Source organism: Rheinheimera tilapiae, from assembly GCF_042432165.1.
Taxonomy (GTDB): Bacteria; Pseudomonadota; Gammaproteobacteria; order Enterobacterales; family Alteromonadaceae; genus Pararheinheimera; species Pararheinheimera tilapiae.
Genome location: NZ_JBHLXP010000001.1, coordinates 1,510,108 through 1,534,351 on the forward strand (window position 1 = coordinate 1,510,108; position 24,244 = coordinate 1,534,351).

Sequence of the window (24,244 nt, forward strand, 5' to 3'; positions counted from 1 at the left end):
CCGCGGAGTTAGCAGTAAGGAGTGAGCGAGGGAGCCGTGAATGCAGTAGTGGCGTCGCCGGCTTTGCCGCTAAACAAGCGCTTGTTTTGTGCAACCCACCTTTGTCACAACACACATTGTTTTGCTGTATCGCAAACAGACTTCAGTCACGCTGGCGCATAGCCCAAACCAAACTCAATAAAATCAGCACTGAACCAGCAGCCAAAGTCCACCAATTGACTGCATGTTGCCAGAAGGCAAAATTCACCAGCAGCCCGGCCGGGATCAGTACGTTATTCATCACCGCAAGCTGATTGGCGCTGACTTGTCTTGCACCGGCGTTCCACAGCCAGTACCCAAGGCCGGAAGCGACCAGACCGAGCCACAGCAAAATGCCATATTCCAGCTTTGTCTCCGGCACGCGCTGCCAGTTGGCGAAGAGTGCGGTGGCAGTGAGACTGACGACAGTCGCGCCGACAAAAAACCAGCCGAACTGGTGTTTTTGTGTCCCGACTGAACCTAACGCCAACCGCCGGTAGGCGACCTGGCCAAAGGCAAAACACAAATTGGCGCCCTGAATCAGTAATAACCCGAACCAAAAATCAGTGCTCAACTGCTGATACCGCATCACCAGCGCGCCAGCAACGGCGAGTAGCGCCGGGCCCAACCAGCGCCAATGCAGTTTTTTATAGCGCCAGTAATAATCCAGCACTGAGATATATACCGGCGTCAGAATGGTGAATAACAACACTTCGGCGACACTCAGATACAAAAAACTGTGATAAAGCAGCAGATACATCAGGCCAAGCTGTACGGCGCCAATGCCCGCGAGCTGCAGTGCCTGAGTGCTGGCGGTGCGGTATTTGAATAGAAACGGACTAAATAGCAACAGCGCCAGTAACATCCGGCTGCTGACGGCTAAATATGGGTCGACCGTCGCGGCAAGAAATTCACCGATTAAGGAAAAACTAAAGGCCCAGATCGCTGTGACCAGCCAGAGTAACTGCATCCCGCATCTCCGCAGATTGACAAACCGGCGCAGCATAACGGTTGTGCCGCAGTGGCGCAAATAGAGGGGAAAGTACGGCGTGTGACGGCTTTGTCGGCACGGCAAGCAAAGCATCGCCGTGCGCACGAGATTGCTGCGTTAACTCAGTCGGATGGTTTTCCATGCCAGCAGCGAGCCGTCACTGTTTTGCTGCGTGCTGAAGATAAAATCGGTTGCACTGCTGCCAAACACGGTATCACGACCACTGGCGAGGGTGGTGTCCTGAATGCCGCGGCCACTGTAATTGGCGTGGGTGGTACAAATTTCCTGCGTCAGAGTGTCGGTAAAGCAAAATTGCGACACGACCTGATCATTGTTGTTGTTGCGCACCCGAAAGTGAATGTGAATGGTACGGCTGGAATACCAGCCCGGAAAACACGTTTTGAAGTTGACCCGGCCGTTGCTGTCGGTGACCTGAGTGCCGCGATACCATTTCGCTTTCAGGGCATTGGCATTATTGCCGGTACAAAAGGACGAACTAAAACCCGTACTGTCACTGCTACCGCTGGTATCGCCGGAATAGATCCCGGCAATATCGCAATGCCAGACTTCGACTTCAAGGCCAGATAGCGGCTTACAGTTGCTGTCGACCACACGCAGACACAACTGCATCGGTAAGCCGACCTGACTCTCGGAAATATCATCGCGATTGTCCACGGTGAAATAGCAAGGCCCTTCAGTCAATGCTTTGGTCAGTGCCAGACTGCAGCTGGTGCCCAGATCAAACAGGCTGTCGGCTGGGAAATTCGCCGTCAGCGCGGCGGTGCCGCCGGTCGCCCAGGTGCCTGAACTTCCGGTACTGCCGCCAGTACTACCACCAGTGCTGCCTCCAGTGGTCTCTGTGGTGCTGGTGGAGCTTTCAGAGCTCCCACCGCCACAAGCGACAATGCTCACCAGTGGGGCGGCTGCGAGGGCGAAACCCATCTGTTTGATAAAACTACGACGGCTTTGCGCTGCTGTGGAATAGGTCGTGATTCTTTTTACGGACATGCTGTGACTCCTGCGTGTTATCTGACGATTCCGAACACATTTGTCAGCAGAGGTTTCAATCTGAACAATACTTTACCCGCTCTCAAAGAAGGGACTGAGGCTGCAGTATTTAAAGTGTTAAATATCAATTGTTTATGCGAGTGTGCTGCGAATTTTTATGCTTCTAAAACGATACAGAGAAAATCCGTATTAGCAGATCTTAACGCAATTCCTGACACTTCCAGACAGCAGGGGCAATCCATGCGTTGTTATTGCCCCTAACTCGATGAAGATTAAGGCTGCTTTGGCGGGGCCGTTTTTGCACTGCTGACCATTTTACGTACATCGCTGAGCAGCTGCTGCGCGTCGTACACCACACCGTCTTTAATGGTGTAACGCACGCCTTTGGTGCGCTCAGGTTGGTTCTGATCATTGAGTTGATAATGACCGTTACCGTACAACACTTTGAAGTTGGCTAACGGGTTTTCCGCAACGATCACCATGTCGGCTTTTTTACCCGGCACCAGACTACCGAGGTCTTTTTCTAAACCCAGCGCCATCGCGCCGTTCAGCGTCGCCGCCTGAATCACTTCCAGCGGATTAAAACCGGCTTCGCGCAGCAATTCCAGTTCCTGAATGTAAGCAAAACCGTAGATTTTGTAGATGTAACCGGCGTCAGAACCGGCAGTGACACGACCGCCATGGTTTTTGTAGTCGTTTAAAAACTGCATCCAGATGCGGTAGTTTTCACGCCAGGCGATCTCCTGATCTGTGGTCCAGTTAAACCAGAAAGAGCCATGCGCGTAGCGGTTTGGCTTAAAAAACTCGCTCAGCACCGGCATGGTGTAATCGGCGTGCCAGGGCGCATTGCGCTGTGCTTCGGCATTGCGGGTGGCTTCATAAATGGTCAGCGTCGGGTTGATGGTGAAATTGAGGCTAATCAGTTCGTCCCGAACCGCGTTCCACTTGTCTGAGCCCGGCGCTGCGGCTTGTTGCCAGAGTTTACCGGCTTCGCCAAAGCGGTCCTGTTCGTTCTGATAGTTGTAATCAGCTTTGTAGTTCTGCACCACTTGGTTAGTGAACAGCGCTTCGGGTAAACCGTACCAATGTTCCATCGACGTCAGGCCAAGGCGGGCGCTGTCGAGCGCATTCATCCGCATCACGTTCAGCTGGGCATGATGCATCATGGTGCCAAGTTGCTGCTTTTTCGCTTCATCCAGCGCAGCGGCCATAATCGCTGGCGTGGCACCAAAAAATTTAATGCCGGCCGCCCCGGCTTTTTTAATGTTTTGCACCCATTCCCGCGCCTGTTGCGGGCTGAACACCGGCTTGCTTAAACCCTGACCAAAACCGACATAAGGCACAATGCGTGGGGCAACAATTTTATGTTCATTCGATGCTTTGGCATGTTTCAGCGTCCAGTCAAGGCCATTAAAGCTGCCCGGTTCGCGCACTGTGGTGATGCCGTGCGCCAGCCATAACTTAAACACGTATTCGGCCGGCGTGCCTTTGGCGGAGCCACCGATATGACCGTGCATATCGATAAAACCGGGCAGAATATACATGCCGCTGACGTCCATTTCTTTATCACCGGCTTTGGCTTTTGGCCGGCCCTCCGGCAGCACCGGTACACCCGGATTGCCGACGGCGGTGATTTCGCTGATGCGGTCATTTTCTATAACGATATCGACAGGGCCTACCGGCGGTGCGCCTTCACCACTGATATAAGTGCCGCCGCGTAAAATCAGTCGGGTATAGGGGCCTTCCCCTTGATCGGCGGCAGGGGCGGATGGTGTACGTTCAGTGCTGGCGGCACTGACGGCAACAGCGACGATACTGAGTGAGAAAATAACTGCGGTGCGCAACAAACGTTGCAGCGGTGATTGGATCTGCATGGCGGTTCCCGGGATTGTGTGGATCAGCTTTTGCTAATCCTTGTTGTTTTTCTTTGTTTTTATCGCATAGCCACAAATTGCTCCATGCATTTGCGGCATACCGTACATCCTGTACATAAAATCTGCGTTCAGGCCAGTGTGGCAACTGGGATCTGTCCATGCAAGCAGATCCGATCAATAGGCTGTTTGCTGCGATAACAGGGGGCAGTCAGCCGCTTAGGCTTGTGTCTATAATCGCAGGAACACAGCACCACAGGTTAATGAGATGCATCCAGATAAAGTCGACCGTAACCAACTGAAAAAGCTGACTGATCTGCCGAATATCGGCCCGGCTGGAGCGAAGGATTATCAGTTGCTTGGCTATCAAGATCCGCAGCAGTTGGTTGGTGTTTCTGCTTTACATTTGTATCAGCAGTTATGCGCCACCACTGGCGTGCAACATGACCCCTGTGTGCTGGACGTGCTGTTATCGGTCGAGCATTTTTTGGCCGGCGATGCACCGAAAGTCTGGTGGGCTTATTCAGCGCAGCGGCGCGCTTTACTTGAAGCGGACTGACAGCCTGTCGTTTCTCTTATCTTATTGAACCATCATCTATTTTTGCAGAATCCCCACTGTTTCATCTCTCAGCGCTGTATAAAAAACTGCACTAGTTTGGTGCTTTCGCTTCGATACAAATAATTACAAATGTGAAATTTATGCTTGCGAGCTGAAACCGTTTCTGCCATGGTTTAGTAAGTTCTTAAGCAAACTGACTGCGACGAACCAACAAATTACTACGATAAATGTCAGTGAACAACATCCAAATGCAGGAACATTTTATTATGCAAAAACTGATCAAAATAGCGCCGCTCGCTATTGCTGTGGCATCGACTCTGACTTTCTCTACAACTGCTCAAGCCGAACGTGTCATCCTCCAGGTCGACAATCTGAACAAAGGCATCATCACTGCCATTACCCGTCAAGCCGGCGGTGAAGTCAAAGTGGATGCTGATGGTTTTATTGCTGTCGAAGTGCCAGGTAAGAGTTTTGAAGAACTCAAAGGCATCTTTAACAATCCGCATATTTCATTGGTAGAAAAAGATGAGTTGCGTAAGCCGATGGCACTGTTTAACGACACGGCCGGTAACCCGATGCAGCAACAAGTCACGCCTTATGCCGTGTTTCAGTCACAAGCGAATCTGGTCAGTTTCAACCCGGCTACAGCTCCAAAAGTTTGTGTGATCGACTCAGGTCTGGACCGTTCTAACGTCGATTTCGACTGGGGCTCGATCACCGGCGATAACGACAGCGGCACCGGCAACTGGGATGTCAATGGCGGCCCACATGGCACGCACGTCGCGGGCACAATCGGCGCAGCGAATAATGGCGTGGGTGTTGTTGGTATGGCACCTGGCGTCAAGATGCACATTATCAAAGTCTTTAACGCCGAAGGCTGGGGCTACTCTTCGGATCTGGCCTTTGCTGCACAAAAATGTAGTGCTGCCGGTGCAAAAATTATCAGCATGAGCTTAGGCGGTGGCGGTTCAAACACCACTGAATCCAATGCCTTCCAGAATTTTGTTAATGCCGGTGGTCTGGTTGTCGCTGCGGCCGGTAATGACGGTAACAACGTTCGTTCTTACCCTGCCGGTTATCCTTCAGTCATGATGGTAGGCGCCAACGACAACAACAATGCCATTGCCAGTTTCTCGCAATTCCCAAGCTGTACGTTAAACGGCAAAACAGATGAAAACACTTGCGTGGAAATTACCGCTGGTGGTGTAGATACGCTGTCGACTTACCCGGCGGGTATGGCAACAACGGCGGCGCTGAGCACAAACCTTGGGCCATTTGCGTCTTCTTCGATGGAAAACGTAGGCACTGCCAATGCGGCAACATTCTTTATGGGCACAGCTGAGACCACCAATGCCGCAGCTGCCGGAAAAGTCTGTCTGATTGACCGTGGCGTGATTTCATTCCACGACAAAGTGAAGAATTGCCAATTGTCCGGTGGTGTCGGCGCAGTGATCATCAATAACGTTGCGGGCATGCTGTACGCGACATTGGGTGAGGGCACAGCCAATACCACGTCAATTCCGGCCGTTGGCGCTGCGTTTGAAGACCGGGCGCAATTATTAGCGTCGACCAGTGCAACCATCACTATCGGTGGCAGCGATTATGGCCTGATGAGCGGTACTTCAATGGCAACACCTGCAGTGTCAGGGATTGCGGCGCTGGTTTGGTCGAACCATCCGACCTGTAGCGGTGCGCAGATCCGTACTGCGTTAAAAGCAACTGCGAAAGATTCAGGTACGGCCGGTAAAGATGTTTACTTCGGTTATGGTATTGCCCAAGCGAAAGCGGCCAACGACTACCTGCTGCAAAATGGTTGTGGCGGTGGCGGCACAACAGCCATCACGCTGACAGCGACTGCTCAGATGCAAGGCAAAACCCGTTACGCCAACCTGAGCTGGGCCAATGCGACCACAACAAATGTCGATATCTACCGCAATGGCGTGAAGATTATCACCACTGCAAACGATGGCTCGCATCGTGACAGCCCAACGGTGAAAGGTACCTTCAGTTATAAAGTCTGTAATGCGGCCAGCGCCACGGCGTGCTCGGTTGAGAAATCAGTGACCTTTACGAAGTAACGTTCTGAATAGGACCATTGTTCTTGATGCAAAAGGCCTGCTCTAAGTCGCAGGCCTTTTTTATGGTGCGCCATTGCTGGTGCTCAGCTATGGGGCTAATGCTGAGCATGGTTAAAAAGCGTTCCTGACGCCTTTTTATGCTCCACAGTGGCTGCACTTAAATGTGGCAAATGTAAGCAAATCGGTTGGTAAATGCGGCATTGTTTCTTAATTGTGATAATAATTTTTCCCATAGAATTCAGTGAAATACGATGTTTTGGGTACGAAAGAACATATTCGCTGCCGGAAAGTACGACAATCTTGTGACAGCTTTCTTTACATACCCTAACTGGCGATAACACTAAACCCAGACCGGATGACGCTTTGCGTGATTGGCATACATTATGAATTACTAAAACAGTCAAACCAAAATAAGGTAAAACCAAATGACAGCAGCACGCAAACTAACCTCGGCCGCGATGTTAACAGCCGCGCTTTTATGTTCACAATTTACCCACGCGACGCCAATGGGCAACGGCAATGGCAACGGTGGTAATGGTGGTAACGGCGGCGGCGGTGGCAACCAGGTCACACCTCCATCTTGTAATGTTGCAGATATTCAGATCACCAGTATTCAAAAACAAGACGGCTCAGCAGCACAGAGCGTGCCAGCGATAGATGCTACCGCCTGCTATGGTGCCTTTTCCGGCAATGATGATGTAAGCGCGCTGGGAAATAACTTGGGTTACGACAATGTAGGATGGCTCAATCAGGAATCAGAATACTGGCCTGGCCAACCTGGTGCGTTCATTTCAAATGCTGATCTGCAAAACTTGCAGGGTCTGGGTAATATCGATCCGGGTTGGATCTTCTTCGGCAAGTATACCGCTGGTAACTTTGCACCTTCTTCCAGTTCAAAAGACGGTTTTGGCACTTATAACTATGCGGCAGATTTAGTCAGTCTGACCAACTGTAAAGACAAAAACGGTGGGTCAGTTGCCTGTACTGGTGGTAGCGTTGTCAGCGGTGAATGGACTTACAAACCACCAGTTAATAATCCACAGCAGTTACTCGATATGCTGGGTACTGACAAATATTTCGATCAGGTTACGGTTGTGTTTAAGTCGGGCAATATGTTTGCTTTGTACAACTTCAATATTTCGGCTTTAAACTTACCACCGGTCCTTGGCACCAATGACGAGAACTATCTGTTTAAAGGGGTGTGGAATATGGCAGGCACATTGCTGAATGCCAGCGGTGGTGCCGGTTTGTCACATGTGTCGATTTGGGGTCGTGATCCGGTGTCTGATACACCACCACCGCCACCGGTTGATGTACCAGTGTCTGCGCCATTAACTCTGGCAGGCCTTGGTCTACTGTTGTTAGGTTTGCACCGTCGTCGTCAGCAGGCATAAGTTCGGATTGCATAAAAAAACCAGCATCAGCTGGTTTTTTTATTTGTGATACAGCGAACTTATCGTTACTTTTGCAACGATAGATCCCGTGCTGCTTTAAATTCCTTACCTTCATACCAGTTTGGCCAGAGCGCTGAATTAGCGAGTTCTTGCCCGACTAAATAAAACAGCCACAGATCCTGCTGCGAACCGCGTAAATCCCATGCTGGGCTGAATTCATCATTGACCTTGTGGTAATAATTCGCCGTGTAATCGCGCCGTTGTGCCAGGCCCCAATCTTTGCCATGCTGGACGCTGTCGACACCACCACGGGCATACAACATCGGCACGCCATAGCGCGCCAGCTGGAAATGGTCTGAACGGTAATAAAATCCATCTTCCGGTGTTGGTTCCGGCGCGATATAACGACCTTGAGCCTTGGCATATTTGTCGAGCAGCGGCTCCAGCTCGGACGCACCATAACCAAACACCTGCACGTCACGCATCGGTCCATACACGTTCATCACGTCCATATTGATACCGGCGACCGTTTTATTCAGTGGAAATAACGGGTTAGCGGCGTACCAGCGTGAACCTAACATGCCGCGCTCTTCGGCTGTCACCGCAATAAACACCACGGAACGTTCCGGCTGCGGCTGTTTTTGATAATGCTCGGCCAGTGCAATTAACCCGGCGATACCACCGGCGTTATCTTGGGCGCCATTAAAAATCTTGTCGTCTTTGCGGCTGAAATCGAGACCAAAGTGGTCCCAGTGCGCCATGTACAGCACGGCTTCATCGGGTTTTGTCTTGCCGGGAATATAACCAATGACGTTGCTTGAATCGATTTCGCGCAGTTGGTTTTTGATGCTGATGGAGGCGGTACCGCCCAGTGCTATCGCCTGAAAATCTTTCGCCAGCGCTTTTTTACGCAGGCTCTGAATGCTCTGGCCTGAGGCGGCGAACAGCTGTTCGGCGCTGTCAGTGGTCAGCCAGCCTTCGACGGCCGCTTTATGCTGGTTTTTGTTTTTGTCGGCCAGCTCAAAGCGGATTGGGCTGGTGCCGGACACCACATTCCAGCCATAAGCGGCGGCATCGGTTTCGTGCACAATCAGCGCCATCGCCGCGCCCTGACGCGCTGCCTCTTCAAACTTGTAAGTCCAGCGGCCGTAATAGGTCATGGCTTTGCCGGTGAAGAGTTTGGCATCGCCGGTGGCAAAGCCCGGATCGTTGACAAACATCACCACGGTTTTGCCTTTGACGTCGACATTTTTATAGTCGTTCCAGCCATATTCCGGCGCAACAATGCCGTAGCCGACAAACACCAGTTCGCTGTTTTTCACTTCAACCTGCGGTTGCATCCGCGTCGACCAGGCCATCATTTGAGTTTTATAGGCGAAACTGGCGGGTAACTTGCCGCCTTGCAAAGTGAGTGCAGAGACTGCCACCGGGTCGATTTGTACCACGGGCACGGCCTGACGGTAGCTCTCTTTGCCGAAGGGTTTTAGGCCAAGACGCTGAAACTGTTGTTCGATATAAGCAACAGTGCGCTCTTCGCCAACGGTGGCCGGCGCGCGGCCTTGCAGCTCGTCGGAGGCCACTTCGGCAAAATAGCGGCCAAAGGCTGGATTGAATTCAGTTTGTGGCAGGGGCGCCGGGCTCTCAGCCAGCGCGCTCTGACTGAGCAGCAGACCGACACCAAGGCGTAGCAAGGAATTGGATTTGAACATAACAACACTCACAGCAGGGGGCGCTATTGTTTACAGCGACCATGAATATCAGGAAGTCTGCATTCTGCCATGGCAGGTTCACTGATGCTGTGTTTTTCGATTAAGGGCCCAGATTAATGGACAGATCTGACCAACAGAGCAGTCCGACAGAGCAGTTGATGTCGTAACGATGCTAGTGCTTGACGCAGACAAAGAGCGCATTGCCGGCGCTGCCGTCCCAGGCGACCAGTTTGTCGTAGTCATGTTGCAGGATCTGCACGTCGAAGTAAGGCGCCAGTAGTTGTTGTAATTCCGCAAAAGTGACCGCCACCATCGGATGGGCGTCTTGCCAAACTTCGGTCTGGTCATTTTCAGTTTTTTCGATGCGAAGGCGCAGCTGTTGTAGTTCACCCTGGCCCGGATAAAACCAGCCGGACGTGAATATAAACTTGCTATTAGCGTGTTGTGCCTGATGCGACACCACGGAAGCATTGTCGATTTGGCTTTTATCCACTGCGTTAAAACAAAACACACCGCCGGGATTGAGCGCCAGATGGGCTTGACGGATACAAGCGGTGAGGCCTGCGATGGTCTGGCTGTAATGCAGCGAGTATAAAAAGCAGGTGATCAAATCTACCGGTTGGCTGAGCTGGAATTCACACATATTCTGGCAAGAAAAATCAGCTTCAGGGCAGCGTTGCTGTGCCAGTTCCAGCATCGGCTGATTGAGGTCGAGCCCGGCGCTTTGATAACCGAGGTCCAGCAAAAAACGGATATGCGGGCCGGTGCCACAGGCTAAATCGAGGTGCCGTTTGCCACCATTGCCAAAAAACTGATCGATGCGATGCACGGTGTCGCTTTGCGCCTGATAATTGATGTCCGCGCACATCAAATCATAATAACCGGACAAATCGGTGTAGAGGGCAGTGGCAGTCATGGCAGGTCCGGTCAGCGCAGTAAAAACGGCGCGCAAGATAGCATAAATTACCGTCTGCGGCGACCTGTCGCACGCGCTGGTGTAATGGCCGGTTTTGTGGAAAAACTGCCGATTGCGGTTGTCATGATTACTGACCACATTATTTAGAGGAGTCCAGAATGAGAATCAAACTGATCCTGACGCAACTGCTGTTATGGGCTTTAGCCGTTGGCGCTGCCGTGCTGACCGGTGCGCCGGATTTTTATGCGCTGCTTTTGTTGCCGGTGATTGGCATCATCGCCATGGCCGCTTTGTGGCGTGCCACAGCGCCAAAAGCCGACTGCTGTAATTCGTAACTATTGCTGCGAATTCCATAAATGTAAGCGCTTTACAAAGGCGCTGCAGGCAGGCCACTATCTGGCAAACCGACAAATAAGGAACGTCAGATGAAATTGAAACTTCGCCTCAGCGGCTTGCTGTTTGTTACCAGCCTTGTCACGGCCTTTGTGGCATTACCCCTAGCTGCCAGCCCGCAGTTATCCCTGCTGGACCCGACATTAAGTCAGTGGGAGACTTACCTCAGTTACCGGCATCAGGAGCAATACAATGGCAGTCAACCGACTGATGCGGCAGGTAAACCGCTGGCACCGCTTGGACTGTTTCCAGGGCTGGACCCGCATGCCGTGTTCACTCTGCAGCAACAGGGTGGTGAAACAGTGCTGCGTGTCAGCGGCGAGATTTACGGTGCTTTAACCAGTAAACAGAGCTTTCGCAATTATCACCTGACACTGCAATACCGCTGGGGCGAGAAAAAATGGCCACCTCGTCTGCAAAAGCTCAAAGACAGCGGCATTTTGTATCATGCCAACGGGCCCCACGGGCAAGAGTACTTCCGCTCCTGGATGTTGTCGCAGGAATTTCAAATCATGCAGGGCCATACCGGCGATTATTGGCAGCAAGCCAATTCGGCAATTGATATTCGCGCTTTTCAGCCCGAGGGCGAGATGAATGCGGTGGCAGATATCACTCAGCCGTTTTTAGCTGCAGGCCGCGCCAGCGGCGGGCCGGGTTTTGTCATGCGGCAACTGAATGCGGAGAAACCGGACAACCAATGGAACACAGTGGAACTGATTTGTTTTGAAGGCCAGAGCCTCCATATTGTGAACGGCCAAGTGGTAATGGTGCTGAAAAACTCGCGTTATCAGCAGGATGGCCGTGATATGCCAATGTGGGAAGGTAAAATTCAGCTACAAAGTGAAGCGGCCGAAGTGTTCTACAAAAACATCCGGCTGCAGCCGCTTGCCCAGCTGCCAGCGCAGTACGCAGGCTATTTCTGAGCCGCAGTCTGGCTTTGGCAGCGGCCGGATCTCAGACCAGCTAGCTGCAGATCAGATAAATGTTGCACAATCCGGCCGGCACGCTGAGTATAAAGTTCAGTGTTGCTGAGTCGGAGTTTGCATGTCTTCATCTGCCATTGCGCTTATTACCGGTGCCAGTCGGGGCATCGGTGCTGCCACCGCACGGCTTTTTGCGCAGCAAGGTTATGCGCTGGGGCTTAATTATCAGCAGGACCATGGCGCAGCTGAGGCGCTTGCCACTGAGCTTCGTGCCGGCGGCTGTCGTTGCATCTTGTTGCAAGCCGATATTGGCAACGAAGCGCAAGTGCTGGCGATGTTTCAGCGGCTGGATACTGAACTCGGGCCTTTGTCGGTGTTGGTCAATAACGCCGGCATCTTACAACCTCAAAGCTCAATCAGCGGGATCAGCGCAGCCCGCTTTGCCGCGATTTTACAAACCAATGTGATCGGTACTTTTTTGTGCTGCCAGCAAGCAGTGCAACGGATGCGCACAGATTTGGGTGGCCAGGGCGGCGCTATAGTCAATGTCTCGTCGGCCGCGGCTAAAAGTGGTTCACCGCATGAATATATTGATTATGCCGCCTCCAAAGGCGCGGTTGATACGCTGACCCGTGGCCTCGCGCTGGAAGTGGCGGCACAGGGGATCCGGGTGAATGCCGTCCGGCCTGGTTTTATCTATACCGATATGCACGCCGCAGGCGGCGAACCAGGTCGGGTCGACCGGCTGAAAAGCCGCATTCCACTTGGACGCGGCGGCGAAGCCATTGAGGTCGCAGAGGCAATTGCCTGGCTGGCCTCAGGCGCCGCCAGTTTTACCACTGGCAGCTTTATTGATGTCTGTGGTGGCGTTTAACATGCAGAACTTTTTGAGGAGCAAAAACATGCGACAAACTTGGATTTTATTGCTGGTTGGTTTAGCGCTGCTGTTGCCGGTTCAGGCGATTGAGCAAACCAAGGCGGTGAAAGTCAGCACAGTGCTAAAAACCCAAACCAGCTGGGACGGACAGCCGCTGCAATATCCGGCGGGGGACGCCGAAGTGACCGGCATGCTGATCGAGATAGCGCCTGGCGGCGAAACCGGCTGGCATCTGCATCCGGTGCCTTCTTTTGGCATGGTGGTACAGGGTGAGCTTGAAGTTTCTCTCAAAGACGGTCGGAAAAAGCGGCTGAAAGCCGGCGACGCGCTGGCCGAGGTGGTGAACACGGCACACAATGGCCGCAATGTCGGTACTGAAGCGGTGAAACTGGTGGTGTTTTACGCCGGCAGTATAGGCCAGCCGCTTTCGCAGAAAATCCAGGCGGAACCCAAGGCAAAGCACTGAGCAGTGCTGAGCAGAACTAATCTGGCGGCATAGCAGCGCTTGCCCGGTAAGCGCCCGGTGTTTTGCCGGTGACGCGGACAAACTCTTTATGGAAATTCGATTTGGTAGCAAAGCCGGCATGATACATCACATCTGTGACCGCGAGTGGTGGGTTCTGTAGCAACAACTGTTTGGCCTTGCAGATGCGTTTGTCGTTTAACAATACGGAAAAACTGGCGCCATAACATTGATTGACAGCCTGCGATAATTGCCGCGCTGGTACCTGCAGTTTACGTGCGGCCTGCGCGAGCGTAATGCCGAATTCAAGCTGATAAAGCTGTTGTTGCTCCAGCAGCTCTAGCCAGCGCTGATATACCACCAGCAATTTTTCATCGGCGGCCACACTTCCGTCAGGAAGTGGTGCCAGAGTTTCGTCGGGAATTGGTGCCAGGGCTTCGTCAGGAAGTGGTACCACGGTATCGACAGGAGCGCGCGCGCTCAGGCTTGGCGCCTCTTGACGTTGCATCTGCGGTTGTTGCTGACTGCGTTGATACAGCCATTCCAGCAATGGGCTGCGCTGCAACGCGAATAACAATGTCAGCAGATGCAATAGCAAAAACAGCGCCGCCGCCGGCAGCAACAGGCTTGAAGCGGCCACAGTGCCGCCTTGTTGCAGCTCGAGATAAAGCATGGCTTCCACCAGCAGGTTAGTGCCAAGCAAAGCGCCCTGTAGTTGCAAATAGCGCCGCGCTACCGGTGCTGCGTCACCGAGCGAAGCCAGTCGCGCCGGATCCCGCGACACTGTCACCCCCACGGCCAACAGATAACCGGCATAACTCAGCAGTAAAAACAGGTCGAGATAATCCAGAAAGGCGGAGCCGCGTAGCAGCAGATACAACGTCAGCACGGCCGGGATTAAATGCCAAAGATCGCGGCGGCGCAGCCCAGCATCGGACCGCTGCAACACCTGAAAAAAACACCAGAACAACGGTGCCAGCAACATGGCGCCGACCGGCCGCAACATCGCCTGTGCAGGGAATAACTGGATCTGTTGCAGTGCCAAAACGAATAACAGGCTTTGGCCGCCATACAGCAAATAAGTGGCGCCGGCTAAACGCAGCGGCCAGGGCCGGCCTTGCGGGCTGAGCAAAAAATGCAGCCCAAGCAGCAGACACAACAACGCGATAGCGCTGTGTAGCATGACTAATTCATTCATCAGAAAACCATCTGCAGTATCAAACCCGCAAAAACCAGTGTTACGCCCACAGATCTGTGGCACCTGCGATCAAGCCGCAGTGTAACTCGCCTAACCAGGCGGCAACAGGCGAATTTAAAGTCCTTAAACGCGTTTCAGGACGCCGGAAGCGCAGCAACAACTTAATCTGAGCGCAGATAAACAGATGAGGATTTCGCATGGACAACACAAAACAACAACATTCTCGCAGCTGGCTGCTGGCCATGCCGGTTCTGCTACTGAGCTGGCTTTGCGCGCCAGCGCTTGCAGCCAACGCTCCAGCTGCTGCAGCAGCGTCCGCAGATAATCAGCTGCTATTTGGCGGTTCACGCGCCACGCAATGTGCAGCGGCGGTACCGCTGCGCCAGCAAGGTTATGTCCGGATCGGCGGTATTGACCAGTGGATCAGTCTGAACAGCAGCGATTGTACTTTACCGGTGATCCTGTTTTTACACGGTGGGCCAGCAAATCCGATCAGCCCTTTTGCCGATGCGATTTACGCCGGCTGGGAACAGCAGTTTACGTTGGTGCAATGGGACCAGCGTGCCAGTGGCAAAACCTGGCTGCGCAATCAACCGGCGGCTGGAGAGCGGCTGACACTGGCACAAATGACGCAGGATGGCTTAGCGCTGGTGCAGTATCTGCAACAAATCCTGGGTAATCGGCCGCTGATCCTGATGGGCAGTTCCTGGGGCTCGGCACTTGGCATTAAAATGGTGCAACAACAACCAGAGTGGTTCGCCGCTTATGTCGGTAGCTCGCAACTGGTCAGTGGGCCGCAAAACAGCCTGGCCAGCTATCAGGCGGTGCTGAAATTAGCCACCGCAGCGCAGGATCAGGTCGCATTGGCGCAGCTTAGCAAACTGGGGCCACCACCATATGCCAAACCAAACGGTATTCTGCGTCGTTTGAGCCGTCAGTATGAAGCGAAAATGGCCACGCCGGCGCCGGCCCACTGGTGGCAAGCTGCGCCTGCTTTTGAACTGGAAAAACATGCTCCAGCATATGAAGCGGCGGAAGAGTACTCATTTTTACAGTTTATGGGTTTTGACCCAGCAACCGGCCAGACCACAAGCGGTATGTACCACGATATTGAGCTGCAACGGGATGCCACAGTGCTGAAACTGCCGGTGTATTTTATTCAGGGCGAGGCCGACCTCGTCACAGTTCCGGCAGTCACTGCTGCTTATGTCAATGCCATTCAGGCGCCGCATAAAGAACTGATCATGGTGTCCAAAGCCGGACACGGCCCGAACGCTGCCAGCATTACCGCCGAGTGGCAGCTGCTGCAGCGCATTCGTGCACAGTTGGTCGGTAAATAGCGCTGGTTGCCGCTAGTTGCTAGCAACTTCAGCCCGGCAACTTCAACGCAGAGAAATCTGGCCGGCGCAGTCGGGGGGCTGTGGCGTAACAGCCCAGCACCAGCGCACAGAGACCGGCACTGATGGCGAACAGGGCAGGCCCGCCGAGCGCGTCGAGGATAAGGCCACCGATCAACGGCGACAAGCTATAGCCGATGGCATACAGGCTGGCGGCACCGAAATAGCTGCCACGCAGCGCCGGATGCGCCAGCTGGTCCAGATGTACATTCATATTTGCAAACAGAATGGCCTCACCAATGCTGAGGACGGCCATCGCTCCCAACCAGCCCCAGAACCAGTCCACCGGATTGAGCGCAAACCAAATCTGCGACAGTCCCAATAACACCACGCCAAGATGAATGCGTTTGATCACAGGCCAATGACCCAGCAAACGTAACAACGGAAACTGGCAGGTAACAATAATCAGCGAATTGACCATCACCAGACTGGAGATCAGCGTCACCAGATCCGGAAAATCAGCCCGCGTCAGGTATTGGATCAGGCTCGAATCGGCATGGGCGTAGATAAAGTTAATCAGAATATTGGCGAGGATAATCACGGCAAACAGCTGGTCTTGCCGCAGCAGTTGCAGGATAGCGGCGAAGTTCAGCGTGTGCGATGGCCGGCTGTTCGCGGTGCTGCTGTCAAGTTTGCCCGGACGATATAACCACATCAACCCCAAACCCAAAGCGCCATATGACGCCGCAGTGATGAAAAAGCCATGCGGATTGCCACTCAGGCCCGCCCATAACCCCAGCACCGGCCCACAGGCAGCGCCGGCATTGACCATAAAATACAGACCCTGCAGGGCTAGCTCGCGGTCTTTGCTGTCGGGTAATAAATCACCGAGCCAGGCTTTACTGGGGGCATCCCACAACGCGCGCGGTAAGGTGGCGAGGAAAATACAGCACAGCATCAGCGGTAAAGTGTCGGCCAGCGCCAGCGCAGAAAATGCCAGCACGCCGGTCAGCGCGCCGGCCAGCATCAGCGGTTTACGGCCAAAGCGGTCGGATAAATGGCCGGCATAAAAGCCAGCGACCACAGCCAGTAAAGCTGCCGAGGTCAGCCAGAAACCGGTTTCGGTCGCACTGAGGTCATAACGCTGATACAAAATGACAGCCAGAAAAGGCCAGACCATAAAATAGCTGCCGCGGACAAAAAAATTGCCCCACAACATTAACCAAACCGGCGCTGGCAGCTGTTTTACCCGCTGCCACGACAACACTTGCGCTGACATTTTGCCTCCTGCATATTGAAGCCTACCAGCATGCCGAAAAAGCAGCAGCCAAACCAGCGCACAACGCTGCTGTTTCAGAAAAGCTTTGTTTCCAAACGTGACATGACTGGCTTGAAGCGCGGTGACCATTAAAGGACATGACATGTATCAGGGCAGTTGTTTATGCGGCGCTGTGGTGTATCAACTGCTCGGCGAGCCCCGGCGCGTCTCGCATTGTCATTGCCACATGTGTCAGAAACAACATGGTGCTGCCTTTGCAACTTATCTGAGTCTGCCAGCGACTGAATTGCAATATATACAAGGCAGCGGTGCAGTCACACGTTATCAATCTTCGGCCACCGTGACGCGTGGTTTCTGCCGTCATTGCGGCTCTACGCTGGAATGGCGGGATACTACAGAACCTGATGGTTATGTGGCGCTGACCGTCGCAACGCTCGACACTGCGTTTGAAATCACTGATATCCCGCATATCTGCACAGAAAGCAGAAGCAGTTGGTGTCCTTGTTGACGCTGACTAGCCAGCTTCGGCAACGTCCATTATTAATGTGGAAAATACGTTTAATCAGAGCCAAGGAAGAACCATTGTCTTATCAAATTCGTGTCGCGACTGCTTCAGATCATCAAGCCATCAGTGCTTTGTTATTGCCGCTGATTGAGAAATTTATTGCACCGGATTGTTCGGCTGAGGGGACGGCGTTATTGCTGGGTTCGATGCAACCGCAGGCGATCCTCGGTTATCTGCATGGCGATTATCGGTATTGGCTGGCGGAGGACGCACAGGGGCTGCTTGGGGTTGTGGCCATCAAAGGCAGTAATCACCTGTATCATCTGTTTGTAGCTGAGCGCGCACAAGGACAGGGGCTGGCACGAAAACTTTGGCAACATGCGCTGGCACAATGTGCAGCGCGTGACGAACCGGATGAGTTTACCGTCAATGCGTCATTATATGCCGAGCCCATGTATCAACATCTTGGTTTTGTCGCCGAACAGGGCCCGCGCGAGCGGATGGGGATCACGGATGTACCGATGCGGCTGATTTTAAGGTCTCGCTTTGCAGGGGACACCCAGCCCTGACGAGTCTGACCGCAAGTCCCACCTGGGTTGTCACTGACGGATCTGCAGACCACACTGTTGATCCTGTTACAAATAAAGGAGATGACGCGATGACAGCAATCGCAAAATGGTTTTATCCGGTCGTGGTACTGGCGTTGTTATGGAATTTAATGGGGCTGTTTGCATTCTGGACGGATGTCACGATGACGCCGGAACAGATCGCCGCGATGCCGGCAGCGATGCAAGAAGCATATCAAAGCCGGCCTTTGTGGTCGGTGCTGGCAACTGCGGCGGCCGTGCTTGGTGGCACGCTCGGCACTGTGCTGTTGTTATTGCGCTTGCCGCTGGCAACACCGCTGCTGTTGGTGTCTTTGCTCGGAGTCGTGCTGCAGGACATTAGTTTTGCGCTGGATCCGGCTGCCCGCGCTTTAATAGACCAGACCGTGATCATCTTACAAAGCCTGGTGTTATTGATTGCTGTGGCTTTGTTGTATCTGGCGCGAACGGCCGGACAAAGGGGCTGGCTGAAAACCGGCCAATCAGCCAGTTAGCTGCGGTCGGCTGGGCGGACACCGATCCGTGATTTTGCTATGCTCCGGTTTTTGCTGCGACCGGAGCCTTTATGCAGTCTGTTATCGATTTTATCCTTGAGCTCGATAAGCTCAAAACCGTTACCCGTAAAACCAAAACCCTGCATAGCGATCGCTATGAAAACTCCGCCGAACACAGCTGGCAAATTGCCATGCTGGCCTGGTCTTTAGCGCCTTATGCGCCAGCAGAAACCGATATCCATCAGGTGATCAAACTACTGCTGGTGCATGACATCGGTGAAATCGATACCGGCGATACTATTGTTTACGCCAATGCTGATTGGACAGCATTAAAAGCGGAAGAATTAGCAGCAGTGCAGCGGATCTTTGGCTTGTTACCGGCCGGCCAGGCGGCAGAGCTGTTGGCGTTATGGCACGAATTTGAAGCCGGCGCGACTATCGAGGCGCAATTTGCCCATGCTTGTGATCGTGCGATGCCGGTGTTGTTGAATCTGGCCAACAATGGTCAGAGCTGGCGCGAAAACGGTATCAGCTATGCAAGGGTGGTCGATCGCATCGAAGCGCCAATCAGCCAAGGCTGTCCGGCCTTATGGCACTATCTCAGTGGCAAACTGGCGCAAGCGGAACAGGCCGGTTGGTTTGGTGTTTAAGGCATTACAAAATAGAGGCTTTTCATTGCCTGCCATTTTGACCTATAGTCGTTTTCGTGGAAGCGCCGCTTAGCGTCAGGCCAATTGATCATCTATGGATCATCAATAGCCAGCCAGCATCAGCGTCGCAGGATATAAGGACATAGCATGAAATATCGCATCGAACAGAAGATCCTGAGCCTCACCGACAGTTTTGATATAGATGATGAGGATGGCAGGCTCGCTTTTACCGTCAAAGGCAAATTCTTCAGTATTTCCAGCAGCCAGACCATGTATGACCGTGCTGAACGCGAAGTACTAAAAATCAAACGTAAATATCTGACCATCTTGCCGGCTTGTCGCCTTGTTGCACCTTCGGGTGACGAATGGCTGGTGCGCAAGAAATTCTGGCCGTTCTGGCGCGCGGCATTTTCGGTACAAACGCCACAAGGCACTTTAGCGATTGACGGCAATCTGTGGCAGCGCGAGTACCGCATCACACAAGGCGATCAATTACTGGCGCGGGTGTCCAAAGCCTGGTTCAGCTGGTCCGACAGTTATGGCGTGGAGATCTACCGGCCCGACGTCGCCATCCAGCTGCTGGGCACAGTGATAGTGATCGACCGGATCCAGCATGCCGGGACTAATTCGGTTTTAAGCGACGACTGATTTACCTGGGAGAATGCGATGGCCAATTTGCGAAATTTCCCTCTGCTAGTTGCCTGTGTTGTTGCCTGTACGGTTGAGGCAGCTACCAGCACTGAAACCGAACTCTGCGGCCCCGGCTGGGTCGACGCGACTGAAGCCAAGCTTGCCGTCACCGATAGCGCCGGCCACGGCCCGGATCTTGGGTCGGCAGAGTGGGCCGAGGCGCTGACCAGACGCCTTGGTGGTCATCATCAGCCTGGCACTACAGACTGGTGTGACTGGGGCACCGAGCAATTGGCAGTCCAACACCGCGGGCCAGCTTTTGATTGCAAACATGTGCCGGCCCATAGTGCTGAAGCGCTGATTTGTCAGAACGCCGGATTGAGTCAACTCGACCAGCAGCTACATCAGGTATTTGCCAAATCGGCTGTACTGGCTGCCCATGAACGTCCTTCGCTGTTAAAAGCAGAACAACGCGGCTGGATCAAAGGCCGCAATGACTGCTGGAAAGATGCGAATGAAGTCGCGTGTATGCAAGACGCTTATCAACGCCGCATTGCCGAATTACAGGCGCGCTATCGGTTAGTGTCGATGCGCGGCCCGTTGCATTATCAGTGCGGTGTCTCGCCAGCCGATGAATTAGTACTGAGTTATTTTGCTACCCAACCAGCCACCCTGATCGCTGAACGGGGCGACAGCGTCAGCCTGATGTTTCTACAGGCAAATGGCACTGACTACGTTGGACGGAATGAGACCTTGTGGCCGCAACAAGACGGTGTCCGTCTGCAGTGGGGCTATGAAGCACCAATCTTAACTTGTCGCTCAGCGCAATAACCGGAACGACCACCCACCACGTCTGGTGTTTTACAGACGTTCTACTGCATTTCGTCGCAACAATGGCGTTACTGGTCGCTGCCAGGCGGAGCGTCGGCCCAGCCGGCTGATATAAACAGCCCATTGGACTCATCCGTGAATTTTGTAGGACCTGCCATGTTTGTTATTCGTCTTGACGATTTACAAGGCCCAGAAATCGCCGCCTTACTGACCGCGCATCTGGCGGATATGCAAGCGACCTCGCCACCGGAAAGTGTCCACGCTCTGGATTTGACGGCATTGCGCCAAGCCGATATCCGCTTCTGGACGCTCTGGCATCAAGCCGACACCACTGCACCTGCCACGTTGGCCGGATGTATCGCGTTAAAGCAGCTGGATGCCTGCTATGGCGAAAAACATGGCGAAATTAAATCCACCCGGGTCGCCGAGGCGTTCCGAGGGCAGGGCTGTGGTCGGTTATTAGTGACGCATCTGCTCGCTGCCGCACAGCAAAGTGGTTTACAGAGGGTGAGTCTGGAAACCGGCTCCATGGCGTTTTTTCAGCCTGCCCGCACTTTGTATCAGGCCTTTGGTTTTGTCGAATGCCCGCCTTTTGCTGATTATATCGAAGATCCAAACAGTGTTTTTATGACCTTAGCCCTGAGCTAGCTGAAAGCACTGTTTACAATTTTCATTTCGACGCTGCAAATATTTCAGCGTAATTTAGCGCCAGCATGCTGCTGGCAACGCGCAGTTACAACGAGAACCGGCCTATCCGGACCCAACACAGAGGAACACTCCAGTGCGACATACTTTATTAGCCTTTTCCATTGCTGCGGTACTGACCGGCTGTAATCCGGCACCGGATAGCAAAAACAGCACCACGACACCGGCACAGGCCGAAGCGGCAAAACCTGCAGAGACGGTAGCAGTTCAGCAATCGGAGTCTGAGCGGATCAATCAATGGTTTGAACAGAAGTACGAAGAACAATTGCAGATGAGCCCACTGCAGATGACATTCCAGGGCCGTAAAGATAAAAACGATCAAATTGACGATGTGACCGAAGCTGGCGAAGACAAAATGTTGGCCTGGTATGCCGGCACCGTCGAAGAGCTGAAAGCGAACTTCGATTACAGCAAGCTCGATACTGAAGCGAAAACTTCGTACGATCTGTGGATTTATCAATATGAAGAAGTCCGTGACGCCGTACCGTTTCGCGTTAATCAGTATGTGTTTAACCAAATGCAGGGCATCCATGCCTTGTTACCGCAGGTGATGATCAACTTCCATAAAGTCGAAGAAGTCAAAGACATGGAAGCCTATATCACGCGGATCGGCGGCATTGCCAAAGCCATCGCTGAGTTGCAGCAACGGGCGAAAAAATATGCCGACGCTGGTGTGCGACCGCCACGTTTTGCTTATGAAGGCGTGATTGAACAGGTCAATAATCTGGTCACGGGTGCCCCGTTTACTGAATCAGATAAAGAATCACCGTTATGGAGCGACGCTAAAGGCAAAATCGAAGCGCTGAAAAAAGCCGACAAGCTTGATGATGCGACGGCCCAAAAGCTGACCGAGGATGCGAAAAATGCTCTGACCAGCCAATTCCTGCCGGCGTACCAGAATCTGGCGACTTTCCTGACCAGTGAACTGGATAAAACGGTTGTGAATCCAACGGGTGTGTCGACGCAGCCAAATGGCGTGGCGTATTACAATCTGCGACTGAAGCAGTCGACCACCACGGATTTAACCGCTGACCAAATCCATCAGATTGGTCTGGACGAAGTGGCGCGCCTGACCAAAGAGATGAACACCATCAAAGATCAGGTTGGTTTTAAAGGCTCTCTGCAGGATTTCTTTAAATTCATTAAAACCGACAAGCAGTTCTTTTATGAAGACACTGATGAAGGTCGTCAGGCTTATTTAAAAGACTCGGAAGCTTTTATCCGCGAGATCGAAGCCAAGCTGCCGCAATACTTCGGGATCCTGCCAAAAGCACCTTTGATCATCAAACGGGTCGAACCGTTCCGTGAACAACCGGGCGCGGCGCAGCACTATTTCCCCGGGACTGCCGATGGCAAACGTCCGGGCATTTATTACGCGCATTTATCTGACATGAAAGCGATGCCGAAAAATGAAATGGAAGCTATCGCTTACCACGAAGGTAGCCCGGGTCACCATATGCAGATTTCGATTGCACAGGAACTGACTGGCGTGCCGAAATTCCGCACCCAGGCTGGTTTCACTGCGTATCAGGAAGGCTGGGCGTTGTACACCGAAACTCTGGCCAAAGAAATGGGCCAGTATAAGAACCCGTACAACGATTTTGGCCGTCTGATCACCGAGATGTGGCGTGCGGTGCGTTTGGTGGTCGATACCGGTATGCATGCTAAAGGCTGGACTGAACAACAGGCTGTTGAATACTTCCTGGCGAACTCACCGGTTGCCGAAGGCGCGGTGAAATCCGAAGTGCGTCGTTATCTGGTATGGCCAGGTCAGGCCACATCATACAAAATCGGCATGCTGAAGATCCTCGAACTGCGCGCCAAAGCCAAAGCGGACTTAGGTGAGAAGTTCGACATTCGTGGTTTCCATGACACAGTGCTCGGTGGTGGTGCGTTGCCACTGAAAGTGCTGGAACAGCGCGTACAGAACTGGGTCGACAGCGTCAAAGCCAAAGGCTGAGCCGGCGACATCAGGTTGAACAGCCGGCAGCAAAAACAGGATGTTTTGCGGTCGGCTATGTGAACAATAAAGTGAACCACGCGATATCCAGAGGGCCACCAGCAGTGGCCCTTTTTTATTGATGGCAATGGCCGCTTTGTATACCGGGCTGCCTGAACGCGCGCTATTGTCGGAGGGGAGGCTCGTTTTTTTGGGGATATAGGCGAAGATGAGTGACGGCAACTCTTCAAAATGAACGTTATAAAAAATTTTATTTTAATAACTAAGCGAAATAAGTTTGACAGGATCGCCAAAGGCTATACAATGGCCTTGCTTTGTTAGTCTGTTCAATATTTATGCACCACAACGAATGTTACTGTTGTTTTAGTACCTCCTGTATCCATAAGTTTAAACATCTCTTTCAGCACCATCGCCTGACACCAGGCACAATAAATTTAATTAATACAGGTAATTACCATGTCTAATACAACTACCGGCACCGTAAAATGGTTCAACGAAACTAAAGGTTTTGGCTTCATCGAACAGGCTTCAGGTCCAGACGTTTTCGCTCACTTCAGCGAAATCGCCAGCACAGGTTTCAAAACTCTGCAAGAAGGCCAACGTGTACAGTTCACTGTGACACAAGGTCAAAAAGGCCCACAAGCTGAGAAAATCGTTGTTCTGTAATTTGTAATTACAGTGACCGGAGTCAGCAGAGAAATCTGAGGTTCTGGTAACAACCGAAAAAAAGGCAACTGCACTGCAGCTGCCTTTTTTTTATGCTTTTTGTTTGGTACTCACTGTAACCCATGCATCACGTCGTTGTTGTTTTTGCCGACACCAGCTTTTCACCAGCGCTATCTGCAACAAA

24 protein-coding genes are annotated in these 24,244 nt (G+C 52.7%); 17 read left to right on the top strand and 7 right to left on the bottom strand.

The features are described 5' to 3' along the window. Positions 1 to 142: 142 nt before the first annotated feature. From ACFFJP_RS06450 to ACFFJP_RS06460, 3 genes are all read right to left on the bottom strand, one after another. The gene (locus ACFFJP_RS06450) at positions 143 to 988 is read right to left on the bottom strand and encodes an EamA family transporter (protein ID WP_377241613.1); all 846 of its coding nucleotides are present in this window, start codon (positions 986 to 988) and stop codon (positions 143 to 145) included. A 138-nt stretch (positions 989 to 1,126) separates the two neighbouring features. Then, positions 1,127 to 2,017, bottom strand: a complete 891-nt coding sequence (locus ACFFJP_RS06455) for a dioxygenase family protein (protein ID WP_377241615.1) — start codon at positions 2,015 to 2,017, stop codon at positions 1,127 to 1,129. 272 nt (positions 2,018 to 2,289) lie between these two features. Continuing rightward, positions 2,290 to 3,891, bottom strand: coding sequence for an amidohydrolase family protein (locus ACFFJP_RS06460; protein ID WP_377241617.1), 1,602 nt, complete (start codon positions 3,889 to 3,891; stop codon positions 2,290 to 2,292). A 265-nt stretch (positions 3,892 to 4,156) separates the two neighbouring features. Here ACFFJP_RS06460 and ACFFJP_RS06465 point away from each other — a divergent pair, with 265 nt between their 5' ends. From ACFFJP_RS06465 to ACFFJP_RS06475, 3 genes are all read left to right on the top strand, one after another. Next, the gene (locus ACFFJP_RS06465; RefSeq protein ID WP_377241619.1) at positions 4,157 to 4,447 is read left to right on the top strand and encodes a helix-hairpin-helix domain-containing protein; all 291 of its coding nucleotides are present in this window, start codon (positions 4,157 to 4,159) and stop codon (positions 4,445 to 4,447) included. 266 nt (positions 4,448 to 4,713) lie between these two features. Further along, positions 4,714 to 6,525: a S8 family serine peptidase gene (locus ACFFJP_RS06470; RefSeq protein ID WP_377241621.1), complete on the top strand. Its 1,812-nt coding sequence runs from the start codon at positions 4,714 to 4,716 to the stop codon at positions 6,523 to 6,525. A 425-nt stretch (positions 6,526 to 6,950) separates the two neighbouring features. After that, on the top strand, positions 6,951 to 7,919 hold the full coding sequence (locus ACFFJP_RS06475; protein WP_377241623.1) for a hypothetical protein: 969 nt from the start codon (positions 6,951 to 6,953) through the stop codon (positions 7,917 to 7,919). A gap of 65 nt (positions 7,920 to 7,984) precedes the next feature. On the opposite strand, the gene ACFFJP_RS06480 is transcribed toward ACFFJP_RS06475, so the two are convergent. Then, complete coding sequence (locus ACFFJP_RS06480) at positions 7,985 to 9,628, bottom strand: M28 family metallopeptidase (RefSeq protein ID WP_377241626.1); 1,644 nt, start codon at positions 9,626 to 9,628, stop codon at positions 7,985 to 7,987. Positions 9,629 to 9,800: 172 nt separating this feature from the next. After that, on the bottom strand, positions 9,801 to 10,544 hold the full coding sequence (locus tag ACFFJP_RS06485) for a class I SAM-dependent DNA methyltransferase (protein WP_377241629.1): 744 nt from the start codon (positions 10,542 to 10,544) through the stop codon (positions 9,801 to 9,803). 158 nt (positions 10,545 to 10,702) lie between these two features. Here ACFFJP_RS06485 and ACFFJP_RS06490 point away from each other — a divergent pair, with 158 nt between their 5' ends. The 4 genes from ACFFJP_RS06490 (at position 10,703) to ACFFJP_RS06505 (ending at position 13,203) form a co-directional block, all read left to right on the top strand. Beyond that, positions 10,703 to 10,879: a hypothetical protein gene (locus ACFFJP_RS06490; RefSeq protein WP_377241631.1), complete on the top strand. Its 177-nt coding sequence runs from the start codon at positions 10,703 to 10,705 to the stop codon at positions 10,877 to 10,879. Between the two features lie 90 nt (positions 10,880 to 10,969). Further along, positions 10,970 to 11,860, top strand: a complete 891-nt coding sequence (locus tag ACFFJP_RS06495) for a 3-keto-disaccharide hydrolase (RefSeq protein ID WP_377241633.1) — start codon at positions 10,970 to 10,972, stop codon at positions 11,858 to 11,860. Between the two features lie 121 nt (positions 11,861 to 11,981). Beyond that, on the top strand, positions 11,982 to 12,734 hold the full coding sequence (locus tag ACFFJP_RS06500) for an SDR family oxidoreductase (RefSeq protein ID WP_377241635.1): 753 nt from the start codon (positions 11,982 to 11,984) through the stop codon (positions 12,732 to 12,734). 28 nt (positions 12,735 to 12,762) lie between these two features. Next, entirely contained in the window at positions 12,763 to 13,203 is a 441-nt protein-coding gene (locus ACFFJP_RS06505; protein WP_377241637.1) for a cupin domain-containing protein, read from the top strand. Positions 13,204 to 13,219: 16 nt separating this feature from the next. On the opposite strand, the gene ACFFJP_RS06510 is transcribed toward ACFFJP_RS06505, so the two are convergent. Further along, on the bottom strand, positions 13,220 to 14,398 hold the full coding sequence (locus tag ACFFJP_RS06510) for a helix-turn-helix domain-containing protein (protein ID WP_377241639.1): 1,179 nt from the start codon (positions 14,396 to 14,398) through the stop codon (positions 13,220 to 13,222). Between the two features lie 197 nt (positions 14,399 to 14,595). Between ACFFJP_RS06510 and ACFFJP_RS06515 the strand changes: the two genes are divergently transcribed. Continuing rightward, entirely contained in the window at positions 14,596 to 15,738 is a 1,143-nt protein-coding gene (locus ACFFJP_RS06515) for an alpha/beta fold hydrolase (RefSeq protein WP_377241641.1), read from the top strand. Positions 15,739 to 15,766: 28 nt separating this feature from the next. On the opposite strand, the gene ACFFJP_RS06520 is transcribed toward ACFFJP_RS06515, so the two are convergent. Then, positions 15,767 to 17,014, bottom strand: a complete 1,248-nt coding sequence (locus tag ACFFJP_RS06520) for an MDR family MFS transporter (RefSeq protein WP_377241643.1) — start codon at positions 17,012 to 17,014, stop codon at positions 15,767 to 15,769. Positions 17,015 to 17,135: 121 nt separating this feature from the next. Here ACFFJP_RS06520 and ACFFJP_RS06525 point away from each other — a divergent pair, with 121 nt between their 5' ends. From ACFFJP_RS06525 to ACFFJP_RS06565, 9 genes are all read left to right on the top strand, one after another. Further along, positions 17,136 to 17,522, top strand: a complete 387-nt coding sequence (locus tag ACFFJP_RS06525) for a GFA family protein (RefSeq protein WP_377241645.1) — start codon at positions 17,136 to 17,138, stop codon at positions 17,520 to 17,522. Between the two features lie 74 nt (positions 17,523 to 17,596). Beyond that, complete coding sequence (locus tag ACFFJP_RS06530) at positions 17,597 to 18,088, top strand: GNAT family N-acetyltransferase (RefSeq protein ID WP_377241647.1); 492 nt, start codon at positions 17,597 to 17,599, stop codon at positions 18,086 to 18,088. A gap of 89 nt (positions 18,089 to 18,177) precedes the next feature. Further along, positions 18,178 to 18,618, top strand: coding sequence for a hypothetical protein (locus tag ACFFJP_RS06535; RefSeq protein WP_377241650.1), 441 nt, complete (start codon positions 18,178 to 18,180; stop codon positions 18,616 to 18,618). 71 nt (positions 18,619 to 18,689) lie between these two features. Further along, entirely contained in the window at positions 18,690 to 19,268 is a 579-nt protein-coding gene (locus ACFFJP_RS06540; RefSeq protein ID WP_377241652.1) for an HD domain-containing protein, read from the top strand. Positions 19,269 to 19,415: 147 nt separating this feature from the next. Then, the gene (locus ACFFJP_RS06545; RefSeq protein ID WP_377241655.1) at positions 19,416 to 19,916 is read left to right on the top strand and encodes an LURP-one-related/scramblase family protein; all 501 of its coding nucleotides are present in this window, start codon (positions 19,416 to 19,418) and stop codon (positions 19,914 to 19,916) included. 18 nt (positions 19,917 to 19,934) lie between these two features. Then, positions 19,935 to 20,729 (top strand): lysozyme inhibitor LprI family protein, encoded by a 795-nt coding sequence (locus tag ACFFJP_RS06550; protein ID WP_377241657.1) that lies wholly within the window; start codon positions 19,935 to 19,937, stop codon positions 20,727 to 20,729. Positions 20,730 to 20,885: 156 nt separating this feature from the next. Further along, the gene (locus ACFFJP_RS06555) at positions 20,886 to 21,377 is read left to right on the top strand and encodes a GNAT family N-acetyltransferase (RefSeq protein WP_377241659.1); all 492 of its coding nucleotides are present in this window, start codon (positions 20,886 to 20,888) and stop codon (positions 21,375 to 21,377) included. 133 nt (positions 21,378 to 21,510) lie between these two features. Continuing rightward, on the top strand, positions 21,511 to 23,394 hold the full coding sequence (locus tag ACFFJP_RS06560) for a DUF885 domain-containing protein (protein WP_377241661.1): 1,884 nt from the start codon (positions 21,511 to 21,513) through the stop codon (positions 23,392 to 23,394). Between the two features lie 456 nt (positions 23,395 to 23,850). Continuing rightward, the gene (locus ACFFJP_RS06565; RefSeq protein WP_208930820.1) at positions 23,851 to 24,060 is read left to right on the top strand and encodes a cold-shock protein; all 210 of its coding nucleotides are present in this window, start codon (positions 23,851 to 23,853) and stop codon (positions 24,058 to 24,060) included. Positions 24,061 to 24,244 lie beyond the last annotated feature (184 nt).

What these genes read in the sequence shown, in the direction of transcription:
- ACFFJP_RS06470 (WP_377241621.1), top strand. Translation starts at nt 4,714, where the DNA reads ATGCAAAAACTGATCAAAATAGCGCCGCTCGCTATTGCTGTGGCATCG.
- ACFFJP_RS06515 (WP_377241641.1), top strand. Translation starts at nt 14,596, where the DNA reads ATGGACAACACAAAACAACAACATTCTCGCAGCTGGCTGCTGGCCATG.
- ACFFJP_RS06550 (WP_377241657.1), top strand. Translation starts at nt 19,935, where the DNA reads ATGGCCAATTTGCGAAATTTCCCTCTGCTAGTTGCCTGTGTTGTTGCC.
- ACFFJP_RS06465 (WP_377241619.1), top strand. Translation starts at nt 4,157, where the DNA reads ATGCATCCAGATAAAGTCGACCGTAACCAACTGAAAAAGCTGACTGAT.
- ACFFJP_RS06500 (WP_377241635.1), top strand. Translation starts at nt 11,982, where the DNA reads ATGTCTTCATCTGCCATTGCGCTTATTACCGGTGCCAGTCGGGGCATC.
- ACFFJP_RS06480 (WP_377241626.1), bottom strand. Translation starts at nt 9,628, where the DNA reads ATGTTCAAATCCAATTCCTTGCTACGCCTTGGTGTCGGTCTGCTGCTC.
- ACFFJP_RS06460 (WP_377241617.1), bottom strand. Translation starts at nt 3,891, where the DNA reads ATGCAGATCCAATCACCGCTGCAACGTTTGTTGCGCACCGCAGTTATT.
- ACFFJP_RS06520 (WP_377241643.1), bottom strand. Translation starts at nt 17,014, where the DNA reads ATGTCAGCGCAAGTGTTGTCGTGGCAGCGGGTAAAACAGCTGCCAGCG.
- ACFFJP_RS06540 (WP_377241652.1), top strand. Translation starts at nt 18,690, where the DNA reads ATGCAGTCTGTTATCGATTTTATCCTTGAGCTCGATAAGCTCAAAACC.
- ACFFJP_RS06555 (WP_377241659.1), top strand. Translation starts at nt 20,886, where the DNA reads ATGTTTGTTATTCGTCTTGACGATTTACAAGGCCCAGAAATCGCCGCC.
- ACFFJP_RS06565 (WP_208930820.1), top strand. Translation starts at nt 23,851, where the DNA reads ATGTCTAATACAACTACCGGCACCGTAAAATGGTTCAACGAAACTAAA.
- ACFFJP_RS06475 (WP_377241623.1), top strand. Translation starts at nt 6,951, where the DNA reads ATGACAGCAGCACGCAAACTAACCTCGGCCGCGATGTTAACAGCCGCG.
- ACFFJP_RS06450 (WP_377241613.1), bottom strand. Translation starts at nt 988, where the DNA reads ATGCAGTTACTCTGGCTGGTCACAGCGATCTGGGCCTTTAGTTTTTCC.
- ACFFJP_RS06455 (WP_377241615.1), bottom strand. Translation starts at nt 2,017, where the DNA reads ATGTCCGTAAAAAGAATCACGACCTATTCCACAGCAGCGCAAAGCCGT.
- ACFFJP_RS06510 (WP_377241639.1), bottom strand. Translation starts at nt 14,398, where the DNA reads ATGAATGAATTAGTCATGCTACACAGCGCTATCGCGTTGTTGTGTCTG.
- ACFFJP_RS06505 (WP_377241637.1), top strand. Translation starts at nt 12,763, where the DNA reads ATGCGACAAACTTGGATTTTATTGCTGGTTGGTTTAGCGCTGCTGTTG.
- ACFFJP_RS06485 (WP_377241629.1), bottom strand. Translation starts at nt 10,544, where the DNA reads ATGACTGCCACTGCCCTCTACACCGATTTGTCCGGTTATTATGATTTG.
- ACFFJP_RS06495 (WP_377241633.1), top strand. Translation starts at nt 10,970, where the DNA reads ATGAAATTGAAACTTCGCCTCAGCGGCTTGCTGTTTGTTACCAGCCTT.
- ACFFJP_RS06490 (WP_377241631.1), top strand. Translation starts at nt 10,703, where the DNA reads ATGAGAATCAAACTGATCCTGACGCAACTGCTGTTATGGGCTTTAGCC.
- ACFFJP_RS06545 (WP_377241655.1), top strand. Translation starts at nt 19,416, where the DNA reads ATGAAATATCGCATCGAACAGAAGATCCTGAGCCTCACCGACAGTTTT.
- ACFFJP_RS06535 (WP_377241650.1), top strand. Translation starts at nt 18,178, where the DNA reads ATGACAGCAATCGCAAAATGGTTTTATCCGGTCGTGGTACTGGCGTTG.